Raw genomic sequence first — 23,629 nt, 5'->3', positions numbered from 1 at the left:
TCTTGGGCTCCTCGGGATAGTAAAGATGGATTTAAACTCGCGATAGCAAATCGGAGAAATTTCTTTTGCAAGTTTCTCGGGTGCAGAAGCCTTGCAGACGACGGCCCTTCGCCTGGTAGGTCACGCCCACACCGCGCATGGCTAACCCTTGCCCGGCGGGGTGCGCCGACCCTTCCGGGTCTATAGCGTCGGAGTGTGCCCCTTTCACCGGCCGTCGAGGCCATTGATCTGGTGAAGCGTTTCGGAAACGACACCGCGGTCGACGGCGTCAGCTTCACCGTCCCGCCCGGTACCGTGCTCGGCCTGCTCGGGCCCAACGGCGCCGGGAAGACCACCACGGTGCGGATGATGACGACGTTGACCGAACCCACCAGCGGCACCGCGCGGGTGGCCGGCTATGACGTCGGCCGTGAACCGCACCAGGTGCGCCGCAGCATGGGTCTGACCGGTCAGGTCGCGACCGTCGACGAGTTGCTGACCGGCCGCGAGAACATCAAGATGATCGGCGGGTTGTACGGCATTCGCCGCAAGCCCCTCAGGCAGCTGGGAGATCAACTGCTGGAACGGTTTTCGCTCGTCGATGCCGCGGACCGTGTGGTGCGCTCGTACTCGGGCGGTATGCGACGTCGGCTCGACCTGGCGGTGAGCCTGCTGGCGTCGCCGCCCGTGTTGTTCCTCGACGAGCCGACCACCGGCCTGGACCCGCGCAGCCGCAGCGAACTGTGGGAGGCGCTGCGCGACCTGGTGCGGCAGGGCACCACGTTGGTGCTGACCACGCAGTACCTCGAAGAGGCCGACCAGCTCGCCGACAACATCGTGGTGATCGACAAGGGCCGCATCATCGCCGAAGGCTCACCGCTGCAACTCAAACAACAGGCAGGCAACGCCAGCCTGGTCGTCACGTTGTCGAACGCCGACGATCTGTCCCGAGCGCAGGCGCTGCTCGCCCAGACCGGCGCGGAGGTGTTCGTCGACACCGGCGCGCGCCGGCTCACGGCGCAGGCCGACGGCCTTGACGACATGGTCCGGGTCGCGGACTGGCTGCGAAGCGGCGACATCGCCGTCGACGACATCGGGTTGTCGCGGCCCAGCCTCGACGACGTGTTCCTCACGCTCACCGGTCATCGCACCGAAGAGGAGGCGAGCGCATGACCGCCGTCGACGCAGCGGTGCCGATCCAGCGGCAGCCGGTGCCGATCCGGCCCACGAACATCGCCCAGCAGTCGTGGATCATGGTGAAGCGGAACATGATCCACACCAAGCGCATGCCGGAGATGCTCAGCGACGTCACCGTGCAGCCGATCATGTTCGTGCTGCTGTTCGCGTTCGTGTTCGGTGCGTCGATCATCAACCCGGGTGGGACCAACTACCGGGAGTTCCTGCTGCCCGGCATCCAGGCGCAGACCATCGTGTTCTCGGCGTTCGTGGTGGCCTCGGGCATCACCGCCGACGTCGAGAAGGGCATCATCGATCGCTTCCGGTCGCTGCCCATCTCGCGGTCCTCGGTGCTGATCGGGCGCAGCATCGCCAGCCTGATCCACTCATCGCTGGGCGTGGTGGTGATGGCGCTGACCGGGTTGGCCATCGGATGGCGGATCAGGGGAAGTGTCGCCGAGGCGGCGCTGGCGTTCACGCTGGTGCTGGTGTTCGGCTTCGGGATGATCTGGTTCGGCATCCTGATCGGGTCGCTGCTGCGGTCGGTGGAGGCGGTCAACGGCGTGATGTTCACGGTGCTGTTTCCGATCACGTTCCTGGCCAACACCTTTGTGCCCACCGAGCCGATGCCGCATTGGCTGCGGGTGATGGCCGAATGGAACCCGGTGTCGTCGCTGGCTCAGGCCATGCGCGAACTCTGGGGCAACGGTGGACCCGCCCCCGCCAGTGCCCAACTGCCACTGCACCATCCGGTGCTCGCGACCATCGTGTGGTCGATGGTGCTGACGGCGATCTTCGCGCCGTTCGCGTTGTGGGCCTATGCGCGGCGCACGGGAAGCTAGCCGCCGATCGCCTCGAGCGTCCAGGCCGGCAGGATCGGCGCCCTGGTCAGGAAGTGGTCGGGTTGTCCGGTCAACCGCAGCAACGCCTGCATGCGCACGATGCAGCAGCCCATGCGGACCATCGCGAAGATCTCGTACCAGTCGAGGTCCTCCAACGGCCTGCCGAGCATCTTCTCGTACCGGTCGACGACGTGTTCGCGGCTGTCGAAACCGTCGAGTTCGGGGTCGAGGTCAAGGCCGTTGACTTCCAGCATCTGTTTGCGGGTGGCCAGCCACCACGCGATGTCGGCCTCGGCCGGACAGATGCAGGCCTGCTCCCAGTCCAGCGCACCGACGATCTGTCCGGAGTCGTCGAAGATGGCGTTCGACAGCCGCGCGTCACCCCAGCAGATGCTCAATTCCGGTGTCCGCGTGGGTTGGTGGTCGATGAGCCAGTCGAAGGCTTCGACGATGACATCGGGAACCGCACCGTCGGTGCCCCACTCGACGTAGTCCTGCCACCACTTCAGTTCCGCTGTGACACCGATGCCGTCTGGCCGGGCCAACCAGGGCGCTTCGTCGACCGGGACGCGGTGTAACCGCGCCAGGGTGTCGAGAAACGCATCGTGGGCCCGCCGCTGCACGCCCGGGCCCGCGTCGTGCAGCCACCCGCGGGTGGCATACGTCATGTCCGACGGGGTATGGCCGACAATGCGCGGCATCACAAGGAATCTCGAACCGATCCACGATTCGTCGGGCTCGTACACGATGGGCGATGGCGTGGCGATCCCGTGCCGGTGCAGCAGTTCCTGCGTCCGGGACTGCGCGTCGAGGTCGTAGTCGGGGAAGATGCCGCCGCCCGACGGCGGTATCCGGATCACGTACTCGCCCGAGCGGTCACCGGCCTCGGCGTCGAACACCAGACTCTCGCTTGACCACCCCGAGGAGCGGTTGGCGGTACGTAGTTCCGACACCACCGCCGCGCCGCCGAACCGGTGGGCGAACCATGTTTGCAACTGCATCCGGGTGGCATCGAGGTCGCGTTGCGCCAGCGTGATGCCTGCCATAGGAGAAGGGTTACACAGAGCTACCGCGATGTAAAGCAGGCCGTGGGTGGCGCCCGGTAGCCGGATCGAGACCGGCGGCGTGGCGGAGTTCGGCGAGAAACTGCTCGGAGTTCGTCCCGTCGATCAGGTAGTGGCACACCGCGATCCGCACGACGGCTGCGGCGGCGATATCGCTGGCCGCACCGGGAATGATGCGGGCGATGCGTTCGTGCATGATCGGCAACACCCGCTTCATCTGATGCAGCACGTGTTCGGGTTCGATCTCGGCCAGCGAACCCAGCGAGTAGTTGCGCTGGAACTCGACGATGAACCGCAGCGCCGCGTCGAGTCGGTCCGGACCCGCCAAACCCGCGATGGCCGTGGCGATGCCGGCGTCGAAGTTGTCCTGCTCGTAGAGGCCGAACGCCTCGAGCAGACCCTCTTTGGAGCCGAAATGCCGGTAGAGCGTGGGCCTGGACACCTTGGCTTCGGCCGCGACGTCGGACAGCTGAAGCTTGCGGCGTCCGTCGCGGGCGAGCACGACGAACGTCGCGGTAAGGATGCGTCGACGTGTCGACTGCTCGGCCTCTACGGCAGAAGCGCCCATCTCTTCCTTTACATCTATAGGGGCAAATGTCACACTGATGCACAGTCTATGCCCGGGCGCCCGAACCCGCTCAGGCAGGCATTGCGAAGCCTCATGTTCGGTCCCATGGCGGGAGGTTGCGGCGGATGGCTGGGCTCGTGGTCCGCAAGATCGGTTGGGACTTCGATGCGCCGGTGCCGTTTCTGTGGCAGCCCGCCAACCCGCAGTTCGGCCTGTTCTGCAACGCGTTCACGTTCATCGCGGTGCCCTTCGAGCGCTACATCGTCAGCGCGGTGCGGATGGCGGCGGACCGGCTCGACGAGGACGCCGGCGTCGCGGCCGAGGCCGAGGCGTTCCTCAAGCAGGAAGCCCAGCATGCCGCCGCGCACCGCAAGCACATGCTGGCGTTGATCCACCGCTATCCCGACCTCGAACACTGCTACGACGACGCCTGCGCAGCCTACGACGCGCTGATTCGTCAAGAGCCGGTCGATTTCCACCTGGCCTACATCGCCAACCTCGAGGCGACGTTCACGCCGCTGTTCAAAGTCCTTCTGGACAACCGTGATTCACTGTTCGGCGGGGGAGACCCGCGTGTCGCGTCGCTGATGATGTGGCATTTCGTCGAGGAGATCGAGCACCGTAGTTCGGGGCTGACCCTGTGCAACCACGTCAACCCCTACCCGTGGTCGCGGGTCAGGCACATCAAGCGCACCTTCAGCCATGTGGCCGCGATAGCCGACGCGATCGCGGTGGCCTTCGACGAGATCGTGCCCTTCGAGGAGCGTGGCGCATCCACCCATGAGCTGTTGTCCGGTGACTTTTTGACCGGCGAACTCAAGCACCGCATCCCGGTCGTGCGCAGGTACGCCGTGGCGCCCACCATCTTCGGCCCGGTGCCCACCGGCGACCTCGCGAAGATGCTGTGGCGGCTGGCGCTGTCCCAGGCGCCTTACCACAACCCCGCCGACCAGCCCCTGCCCGAGTGGGCCGACACCTGGATGCGCGAATACGAGCGGGGAACCGATATGACGACGTTCGCCGGAAGCCTCCGCTGAGCCCGCAGAAAGGTATGTCATTGCTGTCGACGAACTACGGCGCCCTGGTGCCCGAGGACGAACTGCTCACCCACCAGATCGTCGACACGTTCGCCACGGTCAGCCAGTCCGATCCGTCGTGGACGGAGAAGATTTGGACCCTCGCGCATGCCAGGGACAACTCGCTACAGGTGGTGCTCGGCGTCGGAAAGTACACCAACAGAGGGGTTTTCGACGGGGCGGCCGGGGTGTGCCGGGGCACCGAACAGTGGACCGTGCGGGGCGGGCGGCGGCTGTCGTCTGATCCCACCGGGACCGAGGTCGGGCCGATCGCCTACCGCGTCGTCGAACCGTTGCGAGCCGTCCGGATCAGCTTGGCCGCCACCGAGCACGCGCCGATCACCTTCGACGTCGAGCTGCGGGGAGACTTCGACGCCGCGTTGGAAGACCCGTGGCCGGACCGCAGCCCCGACGGTTACCGCGTCACGCACAACGTTCTGCGCTACCACCAGATCGGCGTGGCGTCGGGTTGGGTGGAGGTCGAGGGCCGCCGCACCGAAATCACGGCCGATGAATGGATCTCGGTCCGCGACCATTCCTGGGGGCTGCGGCCCGGTGTCGGCAAACCGATCCCCGGGCTGCCGCGCGGCGGGCGCAAGATCAAACAGATGTTCATGACCTGGCTGCCGATGACCATGAGCAGGCCCGACGGGTCGACCTACTCGCTGTTCGTCATGTACCAGGAGGAGCGCGGGGACGGGTTCCTCGAAATCCGTTGTCAGGCAGAGCAGCAGAACGACGACGGCACCTCGCACCGGTTCGTCTCCGTCGAACAGGACATGCATTTCCGAGACGACAACCGCAGGTTCACCCACGGCACCGTCACGCTGATCGACTCCGACGGCACGAAGCGGCCGTTGACCGTCACCGCCGCCGGGCCGACCGGCTTTCACCTCGGCACCGCAGGCTATTACGGCTGGAACGACTGGGTCTACGGGCAGTGGGTGGGCGATCTGCGAGTCGAGGGCAGCCACATGACCGACTGCGACAAGCCCGAAAACGCGCGCAAACTACACCAGTTGCGCGATCAGTTGGTACGCATCGACGACCCCGTCGGCGGCGGCACCGGCCTGGGCAACGCCGAGACCTTCGCGCTGGGCGAATTCCCCGAACGCGGCCTGACCGCAGAGAACTCGTTCCTGTAACCGGTCACCGCAGTCGCTATCTGAGTATGGTGTACTATACTTAGGATGAGCCAGAACGTTCCCGCCAAGCTGGTCGAGCACCCGACGGTGCGCAAGGTGCGGTCGCACCCGACCGCCAAACCCGGTGTCATCGACGCCGACTGGCTACGGCAGGTATGCCGGGACGCCGGCGCGGACGACGTCGCGTTCGCCCGCGTCGACGATCCGGCGTTGGCATTGGAGCGCGAACACGCCGAGGCCGCGCTGCCCGGTGCGCTCAGCTATGTGTCGCTGGTGGTGAAGATGAACAGAGACAACGTCCGGTCCACCGCCCGAAGCGTCGCCAACCAGGAGTTTCACCGCAGCGGCGAGATCATGAACGAGGCCGCACATCGCATCACCCGCGCACTGCAGGATGCCGGCTACCGGGCGATCAACCCGTCGATGTCGTTTCCGATGGAGATGGATCGGTTTCCCGGCCGCATATGGGTGGTGGCGCACAAGCCGGTCGCGGTGGCCGCGGGCAACGGCGTGATGGGCATCCACCGCAACGTGATCCACCCGCGGTTCGGCAACTTCATCCTGCTCGGCACCGTCGTGGTGGCCGCGCCGATATCCGGTTACGGTGAGCCGCTGGACTACTCACCGTGTCTGGAGTGCAAGCTGTGTGTCGCGGCCTGTCCGGTCGGCGCGATCAAGAAGGACGGCGACTTCGACTTTTTCGCGTGCTCGGTGCACAACTACCGCGAGTTCATGGGCGGGTTCACCGACTGGGCGCAGACCCTGGCCGACAGTGCCGATGCCGCCGACTTCCGTTCTCGCGTCACCGATTCCGAGAACGCTTCGATGTGGCAGAGCCTGTCGTTCAAGGCGAACTACAAGGCGGCCTACTGCCTGGCGGTGTGCCCGGCGGGTGAAGAGGTCATCGAGCCATACCTCGACAACCGCAAGGCGTTCATGGATCTGGTGCTCAAGCCGCTGCAGGAGAAGAAGGAGACGCTTTACGTGCTGCCGAACTCCGCCGCCAAGGAGCACGCCGAGCGCCGCTTCCCGCACAAGCAGGTCAAGGTCGTCGACGGCGGCATGGGGATACGGTGACGTCTAGCCCCAGGCGTGCACGATGTTCTGGGCCGGCTCGAGGCCTTGCGACACAAGCAGTTCGGCGGCGTCGGCGGCCTGCTCGCAGATCGTCGGCACCTCGCGCCACTCGGCGGAGGTGAAGGTGCTGAGCACGTACGCGGCACCGTCCATCCGGCCGGGTGGACGGCCGATACCGATCCGGACACGCTGGAAGTCCTTGCTGCCCAGGGCTTGCGCAACCGAACGCAGCCCGTTGTGGCCCGCCACGCCGCCGCCGAACTTCAGCCGGATCCGGCCGAACTCGATGTCGAGCTCATCGTGGATCACCACGATGTCGGCGGGCGGCACCGAGTAGAACTTGGCCAGCGGGCCGACCTGCCGCCCGGACTCGTTCATGTAGCAGCGCGGCTTGGCCAACACCACCGGGCGGCCGGCGAGGTGGCCGGTGACCACCTCGGCGCCGGATTTCTTGTGCGCCTTGAACCCGCCGCCGATGCGGTCGGACAGGATGTCGGCCACCAGAAACCCGAGGTTGTGTCGGGTCGTGGCGTACCGCGGGCCCGGGTTGCCGAGGCCGACCACCAGCCGGGGGTGCGTTCCGCCCGCCTGCGGTTCGGCCATGCCGGCCTACTCGGCCTCTTCGGCAGGCGCCTCGGCTTCTGCCTCGGCCGCGGCCTCGGCGGCCTCCTCGGCCTGCTCCTCCAGCGGCGCGCCGCCACTCTCGGCTTCGAGTTCCTCGGCCGTCGGCGCGGCAACGACGTTGACGACGAGCATCTCCGGATCGGAGACCAACGTCACCCCCGACGGCAGCTCGATCGAGCCCGCCAAGAACTGCGTGCCGACGTCGGCGCCCTCGATGGAGACCGCGAACTGCTCGGGGATCGACTGCACGTCGGCCTCGACCGTGATGGTGTTGACCTCCTGGGTGACCAGCGTGCCCGGCACCGCTTCGCCCTCGATGACGACGTTGATCTCGACGGTCACCTTCTCACCGCGGCGCACGACGAGCAGGTCGGCGTGCTGGATCGTGCGGCGGATCGGGTGGATTTCGAGCGCGCGGGTCAGCGCCAGCTGCTCCTTGCCCTCGATGTCGAGGGTGAGCACCGCGTTGGTGCCCGAGTAGCGCAACACGGCGGAGAAGTCGTGGGCGTTGAGCTCGAGGTGCTGCGGATCGGCGCCGTGGCCGTAGAGCACGGCGGGCACGTTGCCGTTACGGCGCGCACGCCGCGACGCGCCCTTGCCGGTCTCTTGCCGGACCAGCGCCTTGAGATTGTTGACGGTCTTCTTGGCCATGAGATGTTGCTCCTGTGTCGTGTCCTGAGCACGGCAGGGTCGCAACCTCGAAAGGCTCCCGTCGATCACGGTGGCCGAAACCACCCTCGCCGTGACGCGCCGTCGAGGGTAGCGCAGTCAGCGGCGCGCCCCCAAATCAGAGGCTGAACTTGGTGTCTGTGAGCTGCTCGGACAGCTCCCAGAGCGCGCCCGCCGTCTTCGCGTTGCGGGCCAGCGGGCTGCGGAACTGCGTCGGCCCGGTCGGGCCGCGGCTGCCGAAGCGCGGCCCCACGAACGTGTCGCCGGGTAGGTCCTGAGCCACCGCGTACAGCGTCTGGCGCGCCCCGAAATCCGGCTCGGTCGCGAACAGCCGGTTGGCCGCCAGCCACACCGGCGTGCCGATCGGGTTACCCGTGCGGCCCTGCAGGTTCGTCGCCGAGTAACCGGGGTGCGCGGCCAGCGACTTGACCGGTGACCCCGCTGCGTCCAGGCGTCGCTGCAGCTCCTTGGTGAACAGCAGGTTGGCCAGCTTGGACTGGCCGTAGGCCGGCCAGGCCAGGTACGGGCGGGCCTTCCAGTTGAGGTCCTTGAGGCTGATGCGCCCCATGAAATGCATGATCGACGACACCGTGACGACGCGTTCGGTGATCTTGGGCAGCAGCAGGTTGGTCAGCGCGAAGTGGCCGAGGTGGTTGGTGCCGATCTGGCTCTCGAAGCCGTCGACGGTCAGCGCGTAGGGCACCGCCATGATGCCGGCGTTGTTGACCAGCACGTCGACGCCGTCGACCCCGTCGGCGAACTCGCGCACCGACGCCAGGTCCTGCAGGTCGAGCTTGCGCACCTCGACGTCACCGGTGATGGTCGCGGCGGCCTCGTCCCCCTTGGCGGTGTTGCGCACCGCCAGGATCGTCTTGGCTCCCACGCGGGCCAGTTCGCGCGCGGTGACCAACCCGAGGCCGCTGTTGGCGCCGGTGACGATGACAGTGCGTCCGGCGAAGGAAGGCAGTTCGGCAGCGGTCCAACTCATGGCTTCGACCCTAGTGGTCGCGAGCGGGCCGCGTCGGCTTAGCGGGGCGGCTCGGGGGCTTTCGGGACCTCGACGTTGAAACCGCCGATGATCGCCTCCATGTCCGGCGCCTCCTCGGCGGCCTTCGCCGCATAACCGGTGACGGTGAACTGGATGAGGTAGCGCTGGTTGGCCGGGGGCGCGCCGGTCGCGATGACGATGCGGTTGTAGGTGTGCATGCGCTGACCGTTGAGGTCGTAGCTGCCCTCGATCATCGCCGACGGGAAACCCTTGAAGTCGTCGGTGGAGGCGTTGAGACGCTTGAAGTTCTGCGACAGCTCGGCGTCGGCGTAGCCGTGTTCGGTGATCGCCTTCTCGACGTCGAAGTCGCCGGTGAGCCGAAACACCATGAGCATCGCGGTCGGATACGTCTCGCCCTTGGCGATCACCCGGGTCAGCGGCGTCAGGTTCGTGTTGACGTAGGGCGCCCAACCCGGCGGCGTCGGGAACGTCACCGTCAGATCGGTCAGCTTCTCGGGCGCGACGGGATCGCCGACCACGCCCTGCTCCTCGAGATACACCGCGATCGGCACCGGCGGCTCGGCGTTCTCCGGGGTCGTGGTGGTCGGTGACGTCGACCAGACCGACTGGTAGTCAGGCGGTTCCGTGCCGCAACCCGATGCGACCACGCCGACCACCAGCGCGGCCCCCGCCACGCAGCGAAGAGCCGTCACAGAATCTCGCGCACCGCATCGATCGGCCGGCCGAGCCTGGTGCCCTTCGGCGTCACGACGAACGGGCGTTCGATGAGGATCGGGTGTTCGACCATCGCGTCCAGCAGTTCGTCGTCGCTGGCGTCGGCCAGCCCCAGTTCGGTGTACACCGCTTCCTTCTTGCGCACCGCGGTGCGCACGTTGATGCCGGCGTCGCCGATCATCTTCTCGAGCTCCGCGCGCGACGGCGGAGTCTTGAGGTACTGGACCACCGTCGGCTCGATCCCGTTCTCGCGCAACAACTCCAGGGTCTTACGGGAGGTCGAGCAGCGGGGGTTGTGGTAGATGGTGCTGTCTGTCATTTACGCCGATCCGTTGAAAAGTCCTGTGACGGAACCGTTTTCGAATACTGCGCGGATTGTGCTGGCCAGCAGCGGTGCGATCGAGAGGACCGTGAGCTGCGGGAACTGCTTGTCCTCACCGATCGGCAGGGTGTTGGTGACGATCACTTCACGTGCGCCGCAGTCGGCCAACCGCTGCGACGCGGGCTCAGAGAGCACCCCGTGCGTCGCGGCGATGATCACGTCACCGGCGCCCTCGTCGCGCAACAGCTTCACGGCGCCGGCGATGGTGCCGCCGGTGTCGATCATGTCGTCGGTCAGCACGCAGGTGCGGCCGGCGACCTCGCCGACCACCCGGTTGGACACCACTTGGTTGGGCACCTTCGGGTCCCGCGTCTTGTGGATGAACGCCAGCGGCGTACCGCCCAGCGAGTCGGCCCACTTCTCGGCCACGCGCACCCGGCCGGAGTCCGGGGAGACCACGACCATGTTCTCGCACGGGTACTGCTCGGCGATGTAGCCGGTGAGCAGGTTCTGCGCCCGCATGTGGTCCACCGGGCCGTCGAAGAAACCCTGGATCTGGTCGGTGTGCAGGTCAACGGTCACGATCCGGTCGGCGCCTGCGGTCTTGAGCAGGTCGGCGACCAGCCGCGCCGAGATCGGCTCACGGCCGCGGTGCTTCTTGTCCTGACGCGCGTAGGGATAGAACGGCAGGATCGCGGTGATCCGCTTGGCGCTGCCGCGCTTGAGCGCATCGATCATGATCAGCTGTTCCATCAGCCACTTGTTCAGCGGATCGGCGTGTGACTGCAGCACGAACGCGTCGCATCCGCGCACCGATTCATCGAAGCGGACGAAGATCTCGCCGTTGGCGAAGTCGCGGGCAGTCTGCGCGGTGACTGGAACGTCGAGCTCTTTGGCCACCTGATCGGCCAGTTCGGGGTGCGCGCGACCCGCGAAGAGCATCAAATTTTTGCGGTTGTCGGTCCACTCGGTGCCCACAGTGTCTGTCGCCGCCCTCGAAATCGGGATCGATACGGCCCAATCGTACGTAGCGTTGCCGGGTCCCTGTTGCCGGGTTGCCAGAAAACGAACAGCTAGTGTTCGTCATCGTCTGATGCGGCGTTTGCGGCGGCCTGCGCCGCGGCGCTGCCGGGCCGCTTGCGCGACACCCATCCCTCGATGTTGCGTTGTGGACCCGCCGACACCGCCAGCGCCCCCGGCGGCACGTCCTCGCGCACCACGGTGCCCGCCCCGGTGTAGGCGCCGTCGCCGACGGTGACCGGCGCGATGAACATGGTGTCCGAGCCGGTCCGGACGTGTGAGCCGATCGTCGTGCGGTTCTTGTTCTCGCCGTCGTAGTTGACGAACACGCTCGAGGCGCCGATGTTGCTGTGCTCGCCGATATCGGCGTCGCCGACGTAGGTCAGGTGCGGCACCTTGGTGCCCGTGCCGATGGTCGAGTTCTTGGTTTCGACGAACGCGCCGAGTTTGCCGTCGGCGCCCAGCACGGTGCCGGGCCGCAGGTAGGCGAACGGGCCGACCGCGGCGCCGTCGCCGATCACGGCCTGCCCGCCGTGGGTGCGCACCACGGTGGCGTGGTCGCCGACGGTGACGTCGGTCAGCGTGCTGTCCGGGCCGATGTGGCAGTGCCCGCCGATGCGGGTGGCCCCGAGCAGCTGGGTGCCGGGGTAGACGATGGAGTCGCGGCCGATCGTGACGTCGACGTCGACCCAGGTGGTGGCCGGGTCGACGACCGTCACCCCGGCGCGCTGGTGGGCCGCCACGATGCGCCGGTTCAGCTCGGCGCCGAGTTCGGCCAGCTGCACGCGGTCGTTGACGCCGGCGACCAGGGTGGCGTCGTCGATGTGCTGGGCCCGCACCACCTGCCCGTCGGAGCGCACGATCGAGATCACGTCGGTCAGGTACTGCTCCTGCTGTGCGTTGTCGGAGCCCAACCGGCTCAGCGCCGAGCGCAGCGCGGTCATGTCGAACGCGTAGACCCCGGCGTTGACCTCGTCGATGGCCTGCTGCGACGGGCTGGCGTCGGCCTGTTCGACGATGCCGATCACCTCACCGTCCTGGGTGCGCAGGATGCGGCCGTAGCCGGTCGGGTCGGGCAGCGTGGTGGTCAGCACGGTGGCCGCGGCGGGTTCGGCCCGGGATCCGGCACTGTGGGTGGCGATCAGCTCGGCCAGCGTGTCGGCGTCCAGCAGCGGAACATCCCCCGAGGTCACCACGACGGTGCCGGCGAACTCCCCGGGCAGCGCGGACAGCCCGCAGGCCACCGCGTGCCCGGTGCCCAGCTGCTGCTCCTGCACCGCGATGTCGATGCCGCGCCCGAGCCGTTCGGCCAACTCGTCGACGGCAGGCGTCACCCGCTCGCGGTCGTGGCCCAGCACCACGACGAGGTGCTGGGGCGCTACCTTGGCGACCGCGTGCAGCGCATGGGCCAGCATGCTGCGGCCGGCCAGCGTGTGCAGCACCTTGGGGGTGTCGGAGCGCATCCGGGTACCGGCGCCGGCCGCGAGAACGACCACCGCGGCTTCGGTAGTTGCCGTCATCCGGTCTCCTGCCTATCGAATGTGCGGTTTCATACGCGACACGCCGGTGACACCGTATGAAAGCGCACAGTCGCGACCAATATGCTCCGTCGCCAGGACTCGAACCTGAACTATCTGAACCAAAATCAGAGGTGCTGCCGATTACACCACGACGGATCGATCACCACGTGATGCTAGTCGACTGAACTAGCCTGGAAACCGTGGCCGCATTGGACAAAGAGGTGCGTCCGCCCCGCGCGCGGATGACGGGCGCCGAGCGGCGCCATCAGCTCATCGACGTCGCCCGCTCGTTGTTCGCCGAACGCGGTTACGAGGGTACCTCGATCGAGGAGATCGCCCAACGCGCCAGCGTCTCCAAACCCGTGGTCTACGAGCATTTCGGCGGCAAAGAGGGGCTCTACGCGGTGGTGGTCGACCGCGAGATGTCGGCGTTGCTGGACGGGATCACGTCGTCGTTGACGCGGATGACCAACAACCGCTCCCGGCTGCGTATCGAGCGCGTCGCGCTGGCGCTGTTGACCTACGTCGACGAGCGCACCGACGGGTTCCGCATCCTGATCCGCGACTCCCCGGCGGCCATCACGTCCGGCAGCACCTACTCCACGCTGCTCAACGAGGCCGTCAACCAGGTGTCGTCGATCCTGGCCGGCGACTTCTCCAAGCGTGGTCTGGATCCGGAGATGGCGCCGCTGTACGCGCAGGCGTTGGTCGGCTCGGTGTCGATGACGGCACAGTGGTGGCTCGATGTGCGCGAGCCCAAGAAGGAAGTCGTGGCCGCGCATCTGGTCAACCTGTGCTGGAACGGGCTCATGCATCTGGAGGACGACCCCCAGCTGCTCGACGAGTAGGGCCCGTTCGGCGCCCAAACGTCCCGTTGGGCAAAGAAAGTCGCCCGCGCATACCATGGATGCATCATGACCGTATCGGGGAACACCCATGTCCAAACCCCGATCGCGGGGCTTGTCGAGCTGGCGCTACGCGACCCCTCGCTGAAGGAAGTCGCCCGCCGCGCCGCCGACGAACCCGCCGATCTCCACCTCGTCGGCCCGTCCAGCGCGCGGCTGTTCGTCACGTGCGCGCTCGCGCAGGTCGGCCCGCTTGTCGTGGTCACCGCCACCGGCCGCGAAGCCGACGACCTGACCGCCGAACTGCGCGGCGTCTACGGCGACCAGGTCGCCATGTTCCCGTCCTGGGAGACCCTGCCCCACGAACGGCTGTCGCCTGGCGTCGACACGGTCGGCGCCCGGCTGATGCTGCTGCGACGGCTCAAGTACCCCGACGACGCGCGCCTGGGCCCGCCGCTGCAGGTGGTGGTCACCACCACGCGCTCGCTGCTGCAGCCGATGGCCCCCGACCTCGCCGACGTCGAACCGGTGACGCTGACCGTCGGGCAGGAGGCGGAGTTCGAAGCCGTCGTCGCCCGCCTGGTCGACCTGGCCTACGAACGCGTCGACATGGTCGGCAAACGCGGCGAGTTCGCCGTCCGCGGCGGCATCCTCGACATCTTCCCGCCCACCGCCGAACACCCGGTGCGCGTCGAGTTCTGGGGCGATGAGGTCTCCGAGATGCGGATGTTCGCGGTCGCCGACCAGCGGTCGATCCCCGAGATCGACATCGACACCGTGATCGCGGTGCCGTGCCGCGAACTGCTGCTCAACGACGACGTCCGCGACCGCGCCGCCGCCCTGGCCGCCGAACATCCCGTGCAGGAGAACCACCTGACCGGCAGCGTGCCCGACATGCTGGCCAAACTGGCCGACGGCATCCCGGTCGACGGCATGGAAGCCCTGCTGCCGCTGCTGCGCAAGACCGACCTCGTCACGTTGTCCGCACACCTGCCGCCGAACACCCCGCTGCTGATCTGCGACCCGGAAAAGGTCCGCACCCGCGCCGCCGACCTGATCAAGACCGGCCGCGAATTCCTGGAGGCGTCGTGGTCGACGGCGGCCATCGGCGGCGGCGCACCGATCGACCTGGAGTCGATGGGCGCATCGGGTTTCGTCGAAATCGACGACGCCCGCGCCGCCGCGCAAGAGGGCGGCCACCCGTGGTGGACGCTGAGCCAGCTCTCCGATGAGGCCGCACTCGAAGTCGACATCCGGCCCGCCCCCTCGGCACGCGGCTCACAGGCCAGCATCAGCGAGATCTTCGCGATGCTGCGCGCCCATGTGGCGACCGGCGGCTATGCGGCGGTCGTGACACCCGGCACGGGAACCGCGCACCGCGTCATCGAGCAGCTGGGCGAAGCCGACACGGCGGCAACGCTTTTGGAGGCAGGCGCCACACTGAAGGAAGGTGTGGTCGGCGTGCTGAAGGGGCCGCTGCACGACGGCGTGGTGGTGGCGGGCGCGAACCTGGTCGTGATCACCGAGGCCGACCTGACCGGCACCCGGGTCGCGGCGACCGAAGGCAGGCGGCTGGCCGCCAAACGCCGCAACGTCGTCGACCCGCTGGCGTTGACGGCCGGCGATCTGGTGGTGCACGACCAGCACGGCATCGGCCGGTTCCTGGAGATGACCGAGCGCGTCGTCGGCGGCGCCCGCCGCGAGTACCTGGTGCTGGAGTACGCGTCGAGCAAGAAGGGCCAGAAGGCCGACCGGCTCTACGTGCCGATGGACTCGCTGGATCAGCTGTCGCGCTACGTCGGCGGTGAGGCGCCGTCGCTGAGCCGGCTGGGCGGCAGCGACTGGACCAACACCAAGACCAAGGCCCGCCGCGCCGTCGCGGAGATCGCGCAGGAACTGGTGGCGCTCTACGCCAAGCGCCAGGCGTCGCCAGGGCACGCGTTCGGCCCCGACAGCCCGTGGCAGGCCGAGATGGAGGACGCGTTCGGGTTCACCGAGACCGTCGACCAGCTGACCGCGATCACCGAGGTCAAGGCCGATATGGAACGGCCGATCCCGATGGACCGGGTGATCTGCGGCGACGTCGGTTACGGCAAGACCGAGATCGCGGTGCGCGCGGCGTTCAAGGCGGTGCAGGACGGTAAGCAGGTGGCGGTGCTGGTGCCGACCACGCTGCTGGCCGATCAGCATCTGCAGACGTTCACCGACCGGATGGCCGGGTTCCCGGTCACCGTCAAGGGGCTGTCGCGGTTCACGTCGAATGTCGAGTCCAAGGCGGTGCTCGACGGCATGAAAGACGGCAGCGTCGACATCGTGATCGGCACCCACCGGCTGTTGCAGACCGGTGTGACGTGGAAGAACCTGGGCCTGATCGTGGTCGACGAGGAGCAGCGGTTCGGCGTCGAGCACAAGGAGCACATCAAGTCGATGCGCACCCACGTCGACGTCCTGACCATGAGCGCCACTCCGATTCCGCGCACGCTGGAGATGAGCTTGGCCGGCATCCGGGAGATGTCGACGATCCTCACCCCGCCCGAGGAGCGCTACCCGGTGCTGACCTACGTCGGTCCGCACGACGACAAGCAGATCGCCGCGGCGCTGCGACGCGAACTGCTGCGCGACGGGCAGGCGTTCTACATCCACAACCGGGTGCGCACCATCGATCAGGCCGCGGCCAGGGTGCAAGCCCTGGTGCCCGAGGCGCGCGTCGTCGTCGCCCACGGCCAGATGCCCGAGGAACTTCTCGAGCGCACGGTCGAGGGGTTCTGGAACCGCGACTACGACATCCTGGTGTGCACGACGATCGTCGAGACCGGCCTGGACATCTCCAACGCCAACACGTTGATCGTCGAGCGCGCCGACACGTTCGGGCTGTCACAGTTGCATCAGCTGCGGGGGCGGGTGGGCCGCAGCCGCGAGCGCGGCTACGCCTACTTCCTGTATCCGCCCGAGGTTCCGCTCACCGAGACCGCCTATGACCGGCTGGCCACCATCGCGCAGAACAATGAACTGGGCGCGGGCATGGCCGTCGCGATGAAGGACCTCGAAATCCGCGGCGCAGGCAACGTGCTGGGCGTCGAGCAGTCGGGTCACGTCGCGGGCGTCGGTTTCGACCTGTACGTGCGGCTGGTGGGCGAGGCGGTCGAGGCGTATCGGGCGGCTGCCGACGGAAAAACCGTTGCGGCACCGGAGGAACCGAAGGACGTGCGCATCGATCTGCCGGTCGACGCGCACCTGCCACAGGACTACATCGGCAGCGACCGGCTGCGGCTGGAGGGCTACCGGCGGCTCGCGGCCGCCGCCGACGACGCCGCTGTGGACGCCGTGGTCGATGAGTTGGTGGACCGTTACGGGCCGCTACCGGCGCCGGCGCAGCGGTTGGTGGCGATCGCGCGGTTGCGCCTGCTGATGCGGCACTACGGCGTGACGGAGGTCAGCGCGATGTCGGAGACGACGCTGAAGTTGGCCCCGTTGCAGCTGCTGGACTCCCAGCAGCTTCGGCTCAAGCGGATGTATCCCAGCGCGCGTTACCGTGCGACGACGTCGACGGTGCAGGTCCCGATTCCGCGCGCCGGTGACGGCGTGGGCGCGCCACGGATCCGTGATCTTGAACTGGTGCAGTTGGTCGCCGACCTGCTGCTGGCGCTCGACGGCAAACCCCAGGGCAGCGTCGATGTGACCGCAAAGCTCGAACTCTCGGTTTAACGCCTGCTCAGCCCCGTTGTGATTTAACCCACGGCGAAAAGCGCGGCACCGCTGATAACGCCGCGCCGACCGCGACCCGACACACCTGGTGGGGGGGTCAAGGTGTTGCGCTGTCGTCTAGATCAAGGCGGCCAGATCGTGCAATTCCCAAACCGAACATCACGCGACTGACGTCGCTGTGACGAGAGGCGAAGGAGTGAACATGAACTTCAAGAAATTCGCGGTAACCACGACGATGGCCGGTGCACTGGGTCTCGGCGGCGCGCTGGGCCTGGGGACAGGTGTGGCGCAAGCCGATCCGTTCGTGCCGCCGCCGCCACCGATTCCGGTTCCCGACGTCAACGTTCCGGATGTGAACGTGCCGGCCGTGAACGTTCCGGATGTGAATGTGCCGGCCGTGAACGTTCCGGATGTGAATGTGCCGGCCGTGAACGTTCCGGATGTGAACGTGCCGGCCGTGAACGTTCCCGACGTGAACGTGCCGGCCGTCAACGTGCCCGACGTCTGGCTCCCACGGCTCGGTGACTACTTCCGGCTGCCACCCGCGGACATCGCACCCGGCCAGCTGAAGAACTCGCCGTTCATCAACGGTGTGCCCAACCCGTTCTACGGCATCCCGCCCGGGCAGCTGAAGAAGATGCCCACCGTGAACGGGCTCGTCAACCCGTTCTTCGACGAGGCGCCGGGACACTGGACCATTCCGGAGTCCTGAGTTACCAGCCATGACACGATGGCCGCCTTGCCACCAGGCAGGGCGGCCATCGCCTGTCACCAGGGCCGCCGCGCTCCGACGAAGTGTTGGTATAACCGAAACCAGCGGTCTCATCGAAATTGCGTGAGGGGGTCCAGCCCATGACCGTCGTATTGGTCGACCCCCGCCGCCCCGCCCTCGTGCCCGTCGACGCGATCGACCTGCTCAGCGGCGACGTCCAGTACACCGAAGAGATGCCGGTGAAGGTGCCGTGGTCGCTGCCGTCGGCGCGGCCGTGGTTCTCCGACGGTTCCGACGAGGAGGCCGCACCGGTGCTGCTGTCGTCAGATCAGGACCATCCCGCCGTCAAGGCGCGCCTGGCCGCGGGTGAGAAACTGATCGCCGCCGCTGAGCCTGCGCCGGGGGAGCGGCTTCTCGACGCCGTCGAAATGATGGACAAGCTGCGCACGGCGGGACCGTGGGAAAGCGAACAGACCCACGACTCGCTGCGGCGTTACCTGTTGGAAGAGACCTACGAGTTGTTCGACGCGGTGCGTAGCGGCAGCGCCGACGAACTGCGCGAAGAGCTCGGAGATGTATTGCTGCAGGTGCTTTTTCACGCCCGCATCGCCGAGGACGCGCCACACAGCTCGTTCACGATCGACGACGTCGCCGACTCGCTGGTGCGCAAACTCGGCAACCGGGTGCCGGCAGTGCTTGCGGGCGAATCGATTTCACTCGACGACCAGTTGGCCCAGTGGGAACAACGCAAGGCCTTGGAAAAGAGGGCCAGGCGGGCCTTCTCCGCCATGGATGACGTTCCGACCGGCCAGCCCGCATTGGCGTTGGCGCAGAAGGTCATTGAGCGTGTCACGGCGGCCAACCTGCCCGCCGAGTTGGTCCCCGACGCCATCACCTCGGTTACCGTGACGGCGGGTTCCGACGCCGAGAGCGCGTTGCGGGCGCAGGTCCTGGAGTTCATGGACACCGTGCGCAACGTCGAGCACGCGATAGCCGCCGCGCGCCGCGGCGACGACGTTCCCGAGGAACTCGACGTCGCCCCGCTCGGGGAGATCACCGAGGCGCAGTGGCGCGCACACTGGCCGTCCGCCGACACCGAACCGGCGCCCGACCGCATCCCCGAGCCGACGCCCGCCGAGGTGCCCGAGCCCACACCCGCCGATGTGCCCGAGACCGGCCCCGAAGACGTACCCGAACCGTCGCCGGAGGACGGGACAACCGAGGAAGTCGTCGCATCGGAGTTCGAGCCGCGCTGAAAACGCGAGGGGCGTTCGGGCGCGACGCGGCAAACACGTGGGAACATGGGCAGCAACCGAAGTTGGTTGAGGAGTTTGGTGTCGCCGGTGCGTTGGCTGCGGGCTGTCGCCGTCGTAGGTGCGGCAGCGCTGCTCTTGGCTTCGAGCTGTTCCTGGCAGCTCGGTACGCCCATCCCTGATGGCGTGCCCCCACCCCCGGGTGACGCCGTGCCCCAGATCGACACCTACGCCGACGGCCGACCCGCCGACCAGTTGCGCGACTGGGCGGCCGAACGCGCGCCGGCCCTGGGGATACCCGTCGGCGCGCTGGAGGCCTACGCCTACGCCGCCCGGGTCGCCGAGGTGGAGAACCCGGACTGCAACCTGAAGTGGACGACGCTGGCGGGCATCGGTCAGGTGGAAAGCCACCACGGCACCTATCGCGGCGCGGCCATCGGGGACAACGGTGACGTGCGCCCACCCATCCGCGGCGTCCTGCTGGACGGCACCGGCGGGAACCTCGAGATCCTCGACGACGACGCGGTCAGCCACGACGGCGACATGGACTACGCCCGTGCCATGGGACCGATGCAGTTCATCCCCGAAACCTGGCGGCTCTACGGCGTCGACGCCAACAACGACGGGGAGATCAGCGCCGACAACATCGACGACGCCGCGCTGTCGGCCGCCGGCTACCTGTGCTGGCGCGGCAAGGACCTGTCCACCGCCAGGGGCTGGATGAACGCGTTGCGCGCCTACAACCATTCCGACCAGTACGCCCGCAACGTGCGCGACTGGGCGACGGCCTATGCGAACGGACACCCCCTCTGAGCACGCCGGGCAGGTCCGCAGGCTCTAGGCTCGACCCCTAACGCCATCGTCCACATCACGATCAAGGAGAAGCGAGTGCCCATCATCGAGCAGGTCGGAGCCCGCGAGATCCTCGACTCCCGGGGCAACCCGACGGTCGAGGTCGAGGTGGCGCTGATGGACGGTACCTTCGCCCGCGCGGCGGTGCCGTCGGGCGCGTCAACAGGTGAGCACGAGGCTGTCGAGCTGCGCGACGGCGGCGCCCGCTACGGCGGTAAGGGCGTGCACAAGGCGGTCGAGGCGGTGCTCGACGAGATCGCCCCCGCCGTCATCGGCATGAGCGCCGACGACCAGCGGCTCATCGACCAGGCCCTGCTCGACCTGGACGGCACCCCCGACAAGTCCCGGCTGGGCGCCAACGCGATCCTCGGGGTGTCGTTGGCGGTGTCGAAAGCGGCGGCCGAATCATCGGCGTTGCCGCTGTTCCGCTACATCGGCGGGCCCAACGCGCACATCCTTCCGGTGCCGATGATGAACATCCTCAACGGCGGCGCGCACGCCGACACCGGTGTCGACGTGCAGGAGTTCATGATCGCGCCGATCGGCGCCCCGTCGTTCAAGGAAGCGCTGCGCTGGGGCACCGAGGTGTACCACGCGCTGAAGGGCGTGCTCAAGGAACAGGGCATGGCCACCGGCCTCGGCGACGAGGGCGGTTTCGCCCCCGACGTCGCGGGCACCAAGGCCGCGCTGGACCTGATCTTGAACGCCATCGAGACGGCGGGCTTCGCGCCGGGCTCCGACGTGGCGCTGGCGCTCGACGTCGCCGCCACCGAATTCTTCAGTGCCGAGCAGGGTTACGCGTTCGAGAACGAGGCCCGCAGCGCCGAGAACATGGTGTATTTCTACTCGGGTCTGATCGACTCCTACCCGCTGGTGTCGATCGAGGATCCGCTCTCCGAGGACGACTGGGACGGTTGGGTGGCGCTGACCAACGCGATCGGCGACCGCATCCAACTCGTCGGCGACGACTTGTTCGTCACCAACCCCGAACGGCTGGAAGACGGCATCCACAAGGGGGCGGCCAACGCGCTCCTGGTGAAGGTCAACCAGATCGGCACGCTGACCGAGACCCTCGACGCGGTGGCGTTGGCACACGCCAGCGGCTACCGCACGATGATGAGCCATCGCAGCGGCGAGACCGAGGACACCACGATCGCCGACCTCGCCGTCGCGGTCGGCAGCGGGCAGATCAAGACCGGCGCCCCGGCCCGCAGCGAGCGCGTCGCCAAATACAACCAGCTGCTCCGCATCGAGGAGACCCTCGGTGACGCGGCCCGCTACGCCGGCGACCTGGCGTTCCCCCGGTTCACGCTGGAGACGAAATAGCCCGTGCCCGAAGCGAAACGACCCGATCCGAAGAGAAGGTCACCCACCTCCCGGCCCGGTAAGCCGGGTAAGGGCGGTGGCAAGGGTCGTCCTCGCACCACGGCGCGCCGCGACAGCCGCGCCGCCGATCCGAAAGAACCGCGTCAAGCATCCGATGCGGCCAAGGACACCACGGAGTCCATCCGCAAGTCGATCGTCGAGGCGGCCGAGCAGCAGTCCGAGCAGCGGTTCGGCTCCGCGGCGCGGCGCGCGGCGATCCTGGCCGCGGTGGTGTGCGTGCTGACGCTGACGATCGCGGGCCCGGTGCGCACCTACTTCGGTCAGCGCACCGAGATGAGGCAGCTCAAGGCCACCGAGGAGCAGCTGCGCGCGCAAATCGCCGAGCTCGAGGAGCAGAAGGTCAAGCTCGCCGACCCGGTGTTCATCGCCGCCCAGGCGCGTGAGCGGTTGGGGTTCGTGATGTCGGGTGAGACGCCATATCAGGTGCAGCTGCCGGAGAACTTCGCGGTGCCGGGCGCCCCGGGGCACGAGCCCGAAACCGCGAAGCTCGATCAGCCGTGGTACACGGCGCTGTGGAACACGATCGCCGATGAGCCGCACGGGATTTCGCCCGCACCACTGCCGCTGCCAGGTGCGCCCGGAGCGCCGCCAGGGGCACCTGGGGCGCCGCCGCCGACCCCCGCGCCGCCCGCTCCCGGTGGCTGAGCAGTCCGACCTCGACGCCGTCGCGCGGCAGTTGGGGCGTGAACCCCGCGGTGTCCTGGCGATCGCGTACCGATGCCCCAACGGAGAACCCGGCGTGGTCAAGACGGCGCCGAGACTGCCTGACGGCACACCGTTTCCGACGTTGTACTACCTGACCCACCCGGTGCTGACCGCGGCGGCCAGCCGCTTGGAGTCCGACGGCCTGATGAAGGAGATGACGGAGCGACTGCACCAGGATTCCGAGCTGGCGGCCGCCTACCGCCGGGCCCACGAGTCCTACCTCGCCGAGCGCGATGCGATCGAGCCGTTGGGCACAACGTTTTCCGGCGGCGGTATGCCGGACCGCGTCAAGTGCCTGCATGTGCTGATCGCGCATTCGCTGGCCAAGGGACCGGGCACCAACCCGTTGGGCGACGAGGCGCTGGCGCTGCTGGCCGACGAACCGGCGATGGCGGGCATCCTCGAGGAAGGGAAGTGGACATGACGAGGGTCGGCGCCATCGACTGCGGAACGAACTCGATCCGGCTGCTGATCGCCGACCTCGACGGGCCGCGGCTGCGCGATGTGCACCGCGAGATGCGCATCGTCCGGCTCGGCCAGGGGGTGGACGCCACGGGAAGGCTCGCCCCCGAGGCCCTGGACCGCACCCAGGCGGCGCTCAGCGACTATGCCCGGCTGCTGGCCGATCACCACGTCGCCAGAATCCGGATGGTGGCCACGTCCGCGACCCGGGACGCGGCCAACCGTGACGTGTTCTTCGCGATGACGGCCGATGTCTTGGGCGCCGTGGTGGCGGGCACGGTCGCCGAGGTGATCACCGGCACCGAGGAGGCGGAGCTGTCGTTTCGGGGTGCGGTGGCCGAACTAGACGCGGCCGCAGCACCTTTCGTCGTCGTCGACCTGGGCGGCGGGTCCACCGAGGTGGTGCTGGGCCACGACGACGTGACGGCCAGTTACTCCGCCGACATCGGCTGCGTACGGGTGACCGAACGCTGTCTGCACTCCGACCCGCCGACCGCCGAGGAGATCGCGGTCGCGCGCGACGTGGTGCGCGACGGTTTGCGCGAGGCGCTCGACGTAGTGCCCGTCGCCGAGGCCCGCACCTGGGTCGGCGTCGCAGGCACGATGACGACGATGTCGGCGTTGGCGCAGCGGATGACGACCTACGACTCGGCGGCCATCCACCTGTCGCGGGTCGGGTTCGGTGATCTGCTGGGTGCATGCGAGGAGGTGATCGCGATGACCCGCGCCCAACGCGCGGCGTTGGGACCGATGCACGAGGGCCGCGTCGACGTCATCGGCGGCGGGGCGATCATCATCGAGGAACTCGCCGCCGCGCTGGGCCAGCGGGCCGGGATCGACGAGCTGGTGGTCAGCGAGCACGACATCCTCGACGGCATCGCGCTGTCGATCGCCTGAGCCGGCT

23 protein-coding genes and 1 tRNA gene are annotated in these 23,629 nt (G+C 67.8%); 14 read left to right on the top strand and 10 right to left on the bottom strand.

The genetic code is table 11. The features are described from left to right. Positions 1–195: 195 nt before the first annotated feature. Both ABQE93_RS11130 and ABQE93_RS11125 read left to right on the top strand, forming a co-directional pair. Positions 196–1,152, top strand: coding sequence for an efflux ABC transporter ATPase subunit, DrrA-related (locus ABQE93_RS11130; protein WP_448407943.1), 957 nt, complete (start codon positions 196–198; stop codon positions 1,150–1,152). Then, positions 1,149–1,997: an ABC transporter permease gene (locus tag ABQE93_RS11125; protein ID WP_448407945.1), complete on the top strand. Its 849-nt coding sequence runs from the start codon at positions 1,149–1,151 to the stop codon at positions 1,995–1,997. The genes ABQE93_RS11130 and ABQE93_RS11125 overlap by 4 nt, the downstream gene beginning before the upstream one ends. Here ABQE93_RS11125 and ABQE93_RS11120 read toward each other — a convergent pair. Continuing rightward, positions 1,994–3,043 carry a phosphotransferase family protein gene (locus ABQE93_RS11120; protein WP_448407947.1) on the bottom strand — a complete coding sequence of 350 codons (1,050 nt, stop codon included), beginning with the start codon at positions 3,041–3,043 and terminating at the stop codon, positions 1,994–1,996. The genes ABQE93_RS11125 and ABQE93_RS11120 overlap by 4 nt on opposite strands. Positions 3,044–3,053: 10 nt before the next feature. Next, the gene (locus tag ABQE93_RS11115; protein ID WP_448407948.1) at positions 3,054–3,629 is read right to left on the bottom strand and encodes a TetR/AcrR family transcriptional regulator; all 576 of its coding nucleotides are present in this window, start codon (positions 3,627–3,629) and stop codon (positions 3,054–3,056) included. Positions 3,630–3,754: 125 nt separating this feature from the next. Between ABQE93_RS11115 and ABQE93_RS11110 the strand changes: the two genes are divergently transcribed. From ABQE93_RS11110 to ABQE93_RS11100, 3 genes are read left to right on the top strand one after another with little or no spacing between them, the layout of a single operon-like run. Further along, positions 3,755–4,666 (top strand): metal-dependent hydrolase, encoded by a 912-nt coding sequence (locus ABQE93_RS11110; RefSeq protein WP_448407949.1) that lies wholly within the window; start codon positions 3,755–3,757, stop codon positions 4,664–4,666. A 14-nt stretch (positions 4,667–4,680) separates the two neighbouring features. Beyond that, positions 4,681–5,850, top strand: a complete 1,170-nt coding sequence (locus ABQE93_RS11105; RefSeq protein WP_448407950.1) for an Rv3169 family protein — start codon at positions 4,681–4,683, stop codon at positions 5,848–5,850. Between the two features lie 45 nt (positions 5,851–5,895). Beyond that, positions 5,896–6,927, top strand: coding sequence for a 4Fe-4S binding protein (locus ABQE93_RS11100; protein WP_448407952.1), 1,032 nt, complete (start codon positions 5,896–5,898; stop codon positions 6,925–6,927). A 3-nt stretch (positions 6,928–6,930) separates the two neighbouring features. Here the strand turns inward: ABQE93_RS11100 and pth are convergent, their stop codons facing one another. The 8 genes from pth to ABQE93_RS11060 all read right to left on the bottom strand — a co-directional run bounded on the left by pth (position 6,931) and on the right by ABQE93_RS11060 (position 12,961). Continuing rightward, positions 6,931–7,530, bottom strand: a complete 600-nt coding sequence (pth, locus tag ABQE93_RS11095) for an aminoacyl-tRNA hydrolase (protein WP_448407953.1) — start codon at positions 7,528–7,530, stop codon at positions 6,931–6,933. Positions 7,531–7,536: 6 nt separating this feature from the next. Next, positions 7,537–8,202: a 50S ribosomal protein L25/general stress protein Ctc gene (locus ABQE93_RS11090; RefSeq protein ID WP_448407955.1), complete on the bottom strand. Its 666-nt coding sequence runs from the start codon at positions 8,200–8,202 to the stop codon at positions 7,537–7,539. Positions 8,203–8,338: 136 nt separating this feature from the next. Next, entirely contained in the window at positions 8,339–9,208 is an 870-nt protein-coding gene (locus tag ABQE93_RS11085) for an oxidoreductase (protein WP_448407956.1), read from the bottom strand. A 38-nt stretch (positions 9,209–9,246) separates the two neighbouring features. Beyond that, complete coding sequence (locus ABQE93_RS11080) at positions 9,247–9,921, bottom strand: LpqN/LpqT family lipoprotein (RefSeq protein ID WP_448407958.1); 675 nt, start codon at positions 9,919–9,921, stop codon at positions 9,247–9,249. Then, the gene (gene arsC, locus ABQE93_RS11075) at positions 9,918–10,262 is read right to left on the bottom strand and encodes an arsenate reductase (glutaredoxin) (RefSeq protein WP_448407960.1); all 345 of its coding nucleotides are present in this window, start codon (positions 10,260–10,262) and stop codon (positions 9,918–9,920) included. Before arsC ends, ABQE93_RS11080 begins: the two co-directional genes overlap by 4 nt. Beyond that, on the bottom strand, positions 10,263–11,243 hold the full coding sequence (locus tag ABQE93_RS11070) for a ribose-phosphate diphosphokinase (protein WP_448407961.1): 981 nt from the start codon (positions 11,241–11,243) through the stop codon (positions 10,263–10,265). A gap of 95 nt (positions 11,244–11,338) precedes the next feature. Continuing rightward, a complete protein-coding gene (gene glmU, locus ABQE93_RS11065; RefSeq protein WP_448407962.1) occupies positions 11,339–12,805 on the bottom strand; it encodes a bifunctional UDP-N-acetylglucosamine diphosphorylase/glucosamine-1-phosphate N-acetyltransferase GlmU in 1,467 nt (488 codons plus the stop codon). Between the two features lie 84 nt (positions 12,806–12,889). Further along, a tRNA-Gln gene (locus tag ABQE93_RS11060) sits at positions 12,890–12,961 on the bottom strand. 86 nt (positions 12,962–13,047) lie between these two features. Here ABQE93_RS11060 and ABQE93_RS11055 point away from each other — a divergent pair. The 9 genes from ABQE93_RS11055 (at position 13,048) to ABQE93_RS11015 (ending at position 23,622) form a co-directional block, all read left to right on the top strand. Beyond that, positions 13,048–13,653: a TetR/AcrR family transcriptional regulator gene (locus ABQE93_RS11055; RefSeq protein ID WP_069408237.1), complete on the top strand. Its 606-nt coding sequence runs from the start codon at positions 13,048–13,050 to the stop codon at positions 13,651–13,653. Between the two features lie 66 nt (positions 13,654–13,719). Then, positions 13,720–17,355: a transcription-repair coupling factor gene (mfd, locus tag ABQE93_RS11050; RefSeq protein ID WP_448407963.1), complete on the top strand. Its 3,636-nt coding sequence runs from the start codon at positions 13,720–13,722 to the stop codon at positions 17,353–17,355. 202 nt (positions 17,356–17,557) lie between these two features. After that, complete coding sequence (locus tag ABQE93_RS11045; RefSeq protein ID WP_448407965.1) at positions 17,558–18,067, top strand: hypothetical protein; 510 nt, start codon at positions 17,558–17,560, stop codon at positions 18,065–18,067. 140 nt (positions 18,068–18,207) lie between these two features. After that, positions 18,208–19,323 (top strand): nucleoside triphosphate pyrophosphohydrolase, encoded by a 1,116-nt coding sequence (locus ABQE93_RS11040; protein ID WP_448407967.1) that lies wholly within the window; start codon positions 18,208–18,210, stop codon positions 19,321–19,323. A gap of 78 nt (positions 19,324–19,401) precedes the next feature. After that, positions 19,402–20,133, top strand: coding sequence for a lytic transglycosylase domain-containing protein (locus ABQE93_RS11035; RefSeq protein WP_448407969.1), 732 nt, complete (start codon positions 19,402–19,404; stop codon positions 20,131–20,133). A gap of 75 nt (positions 20,134–20,208) precedes the next feature. Further along, positions 20,209–21,498 (top strand): phosphopyruvate hydratase, encoded by a 1,290-nt coding sequence (eno, locus tag ABQE93_RS11030; protein ID WP_448407970.1) that lies wholly within the window; start codon positions 20,209–20,211, stop codon positions 21,496–21,498. Between the two features lie 3 nt (positions 21,499–21,501). Next, positions 21,502–22,203 (top strand): FtsB family cell division protein, encoded by a 702-nt coding sequence (locus tag ABQE93_RS11025; protein WP_448407972.1) that lies wholly within the window; start codon positions 21,502–21,504, stop codon positions 22,201–22,203. After that, on the top strand, positions 22,196–22,687 hold the full coding sequence (locus ABQE93_RS11020; RefSeq protein ID WP_448407974.1) for a DUF501 domain-containing protein: 492 nt from the start codon (positions 22,196–22,198) through the stop codon (positions 22,685–22,687). Before ABQE93_RS11025 ends, ABQE93_RS11020 begins: the two co-directional genes overlap by 8 nt. After that, complete coding sequence (locus tag ABQE93_RS11015; RefSeq protein WP_448407976.1) at positions 22,684–23,622, top strand: Ppx/GppA phosphatase family protein; 939 nt, start codon at positions 22,684–22,686, stop codon at positions 23,620–23,622. Before ABQE93_RS11020 ends, ABQE93_RS11015 begins: the two co-directional genes overlap by 4 nt. Positions 23,623–23,629: the final 7 nt, after the last annotated feature.

Source organism: Mycolicibacterium sp. XJ662 (genome assembly GCF_053484035.1).
Note: the sequence above shows the minus strand (reverse complement) of the source record. Positions and strands in the feature narration are given on the sequence as shown.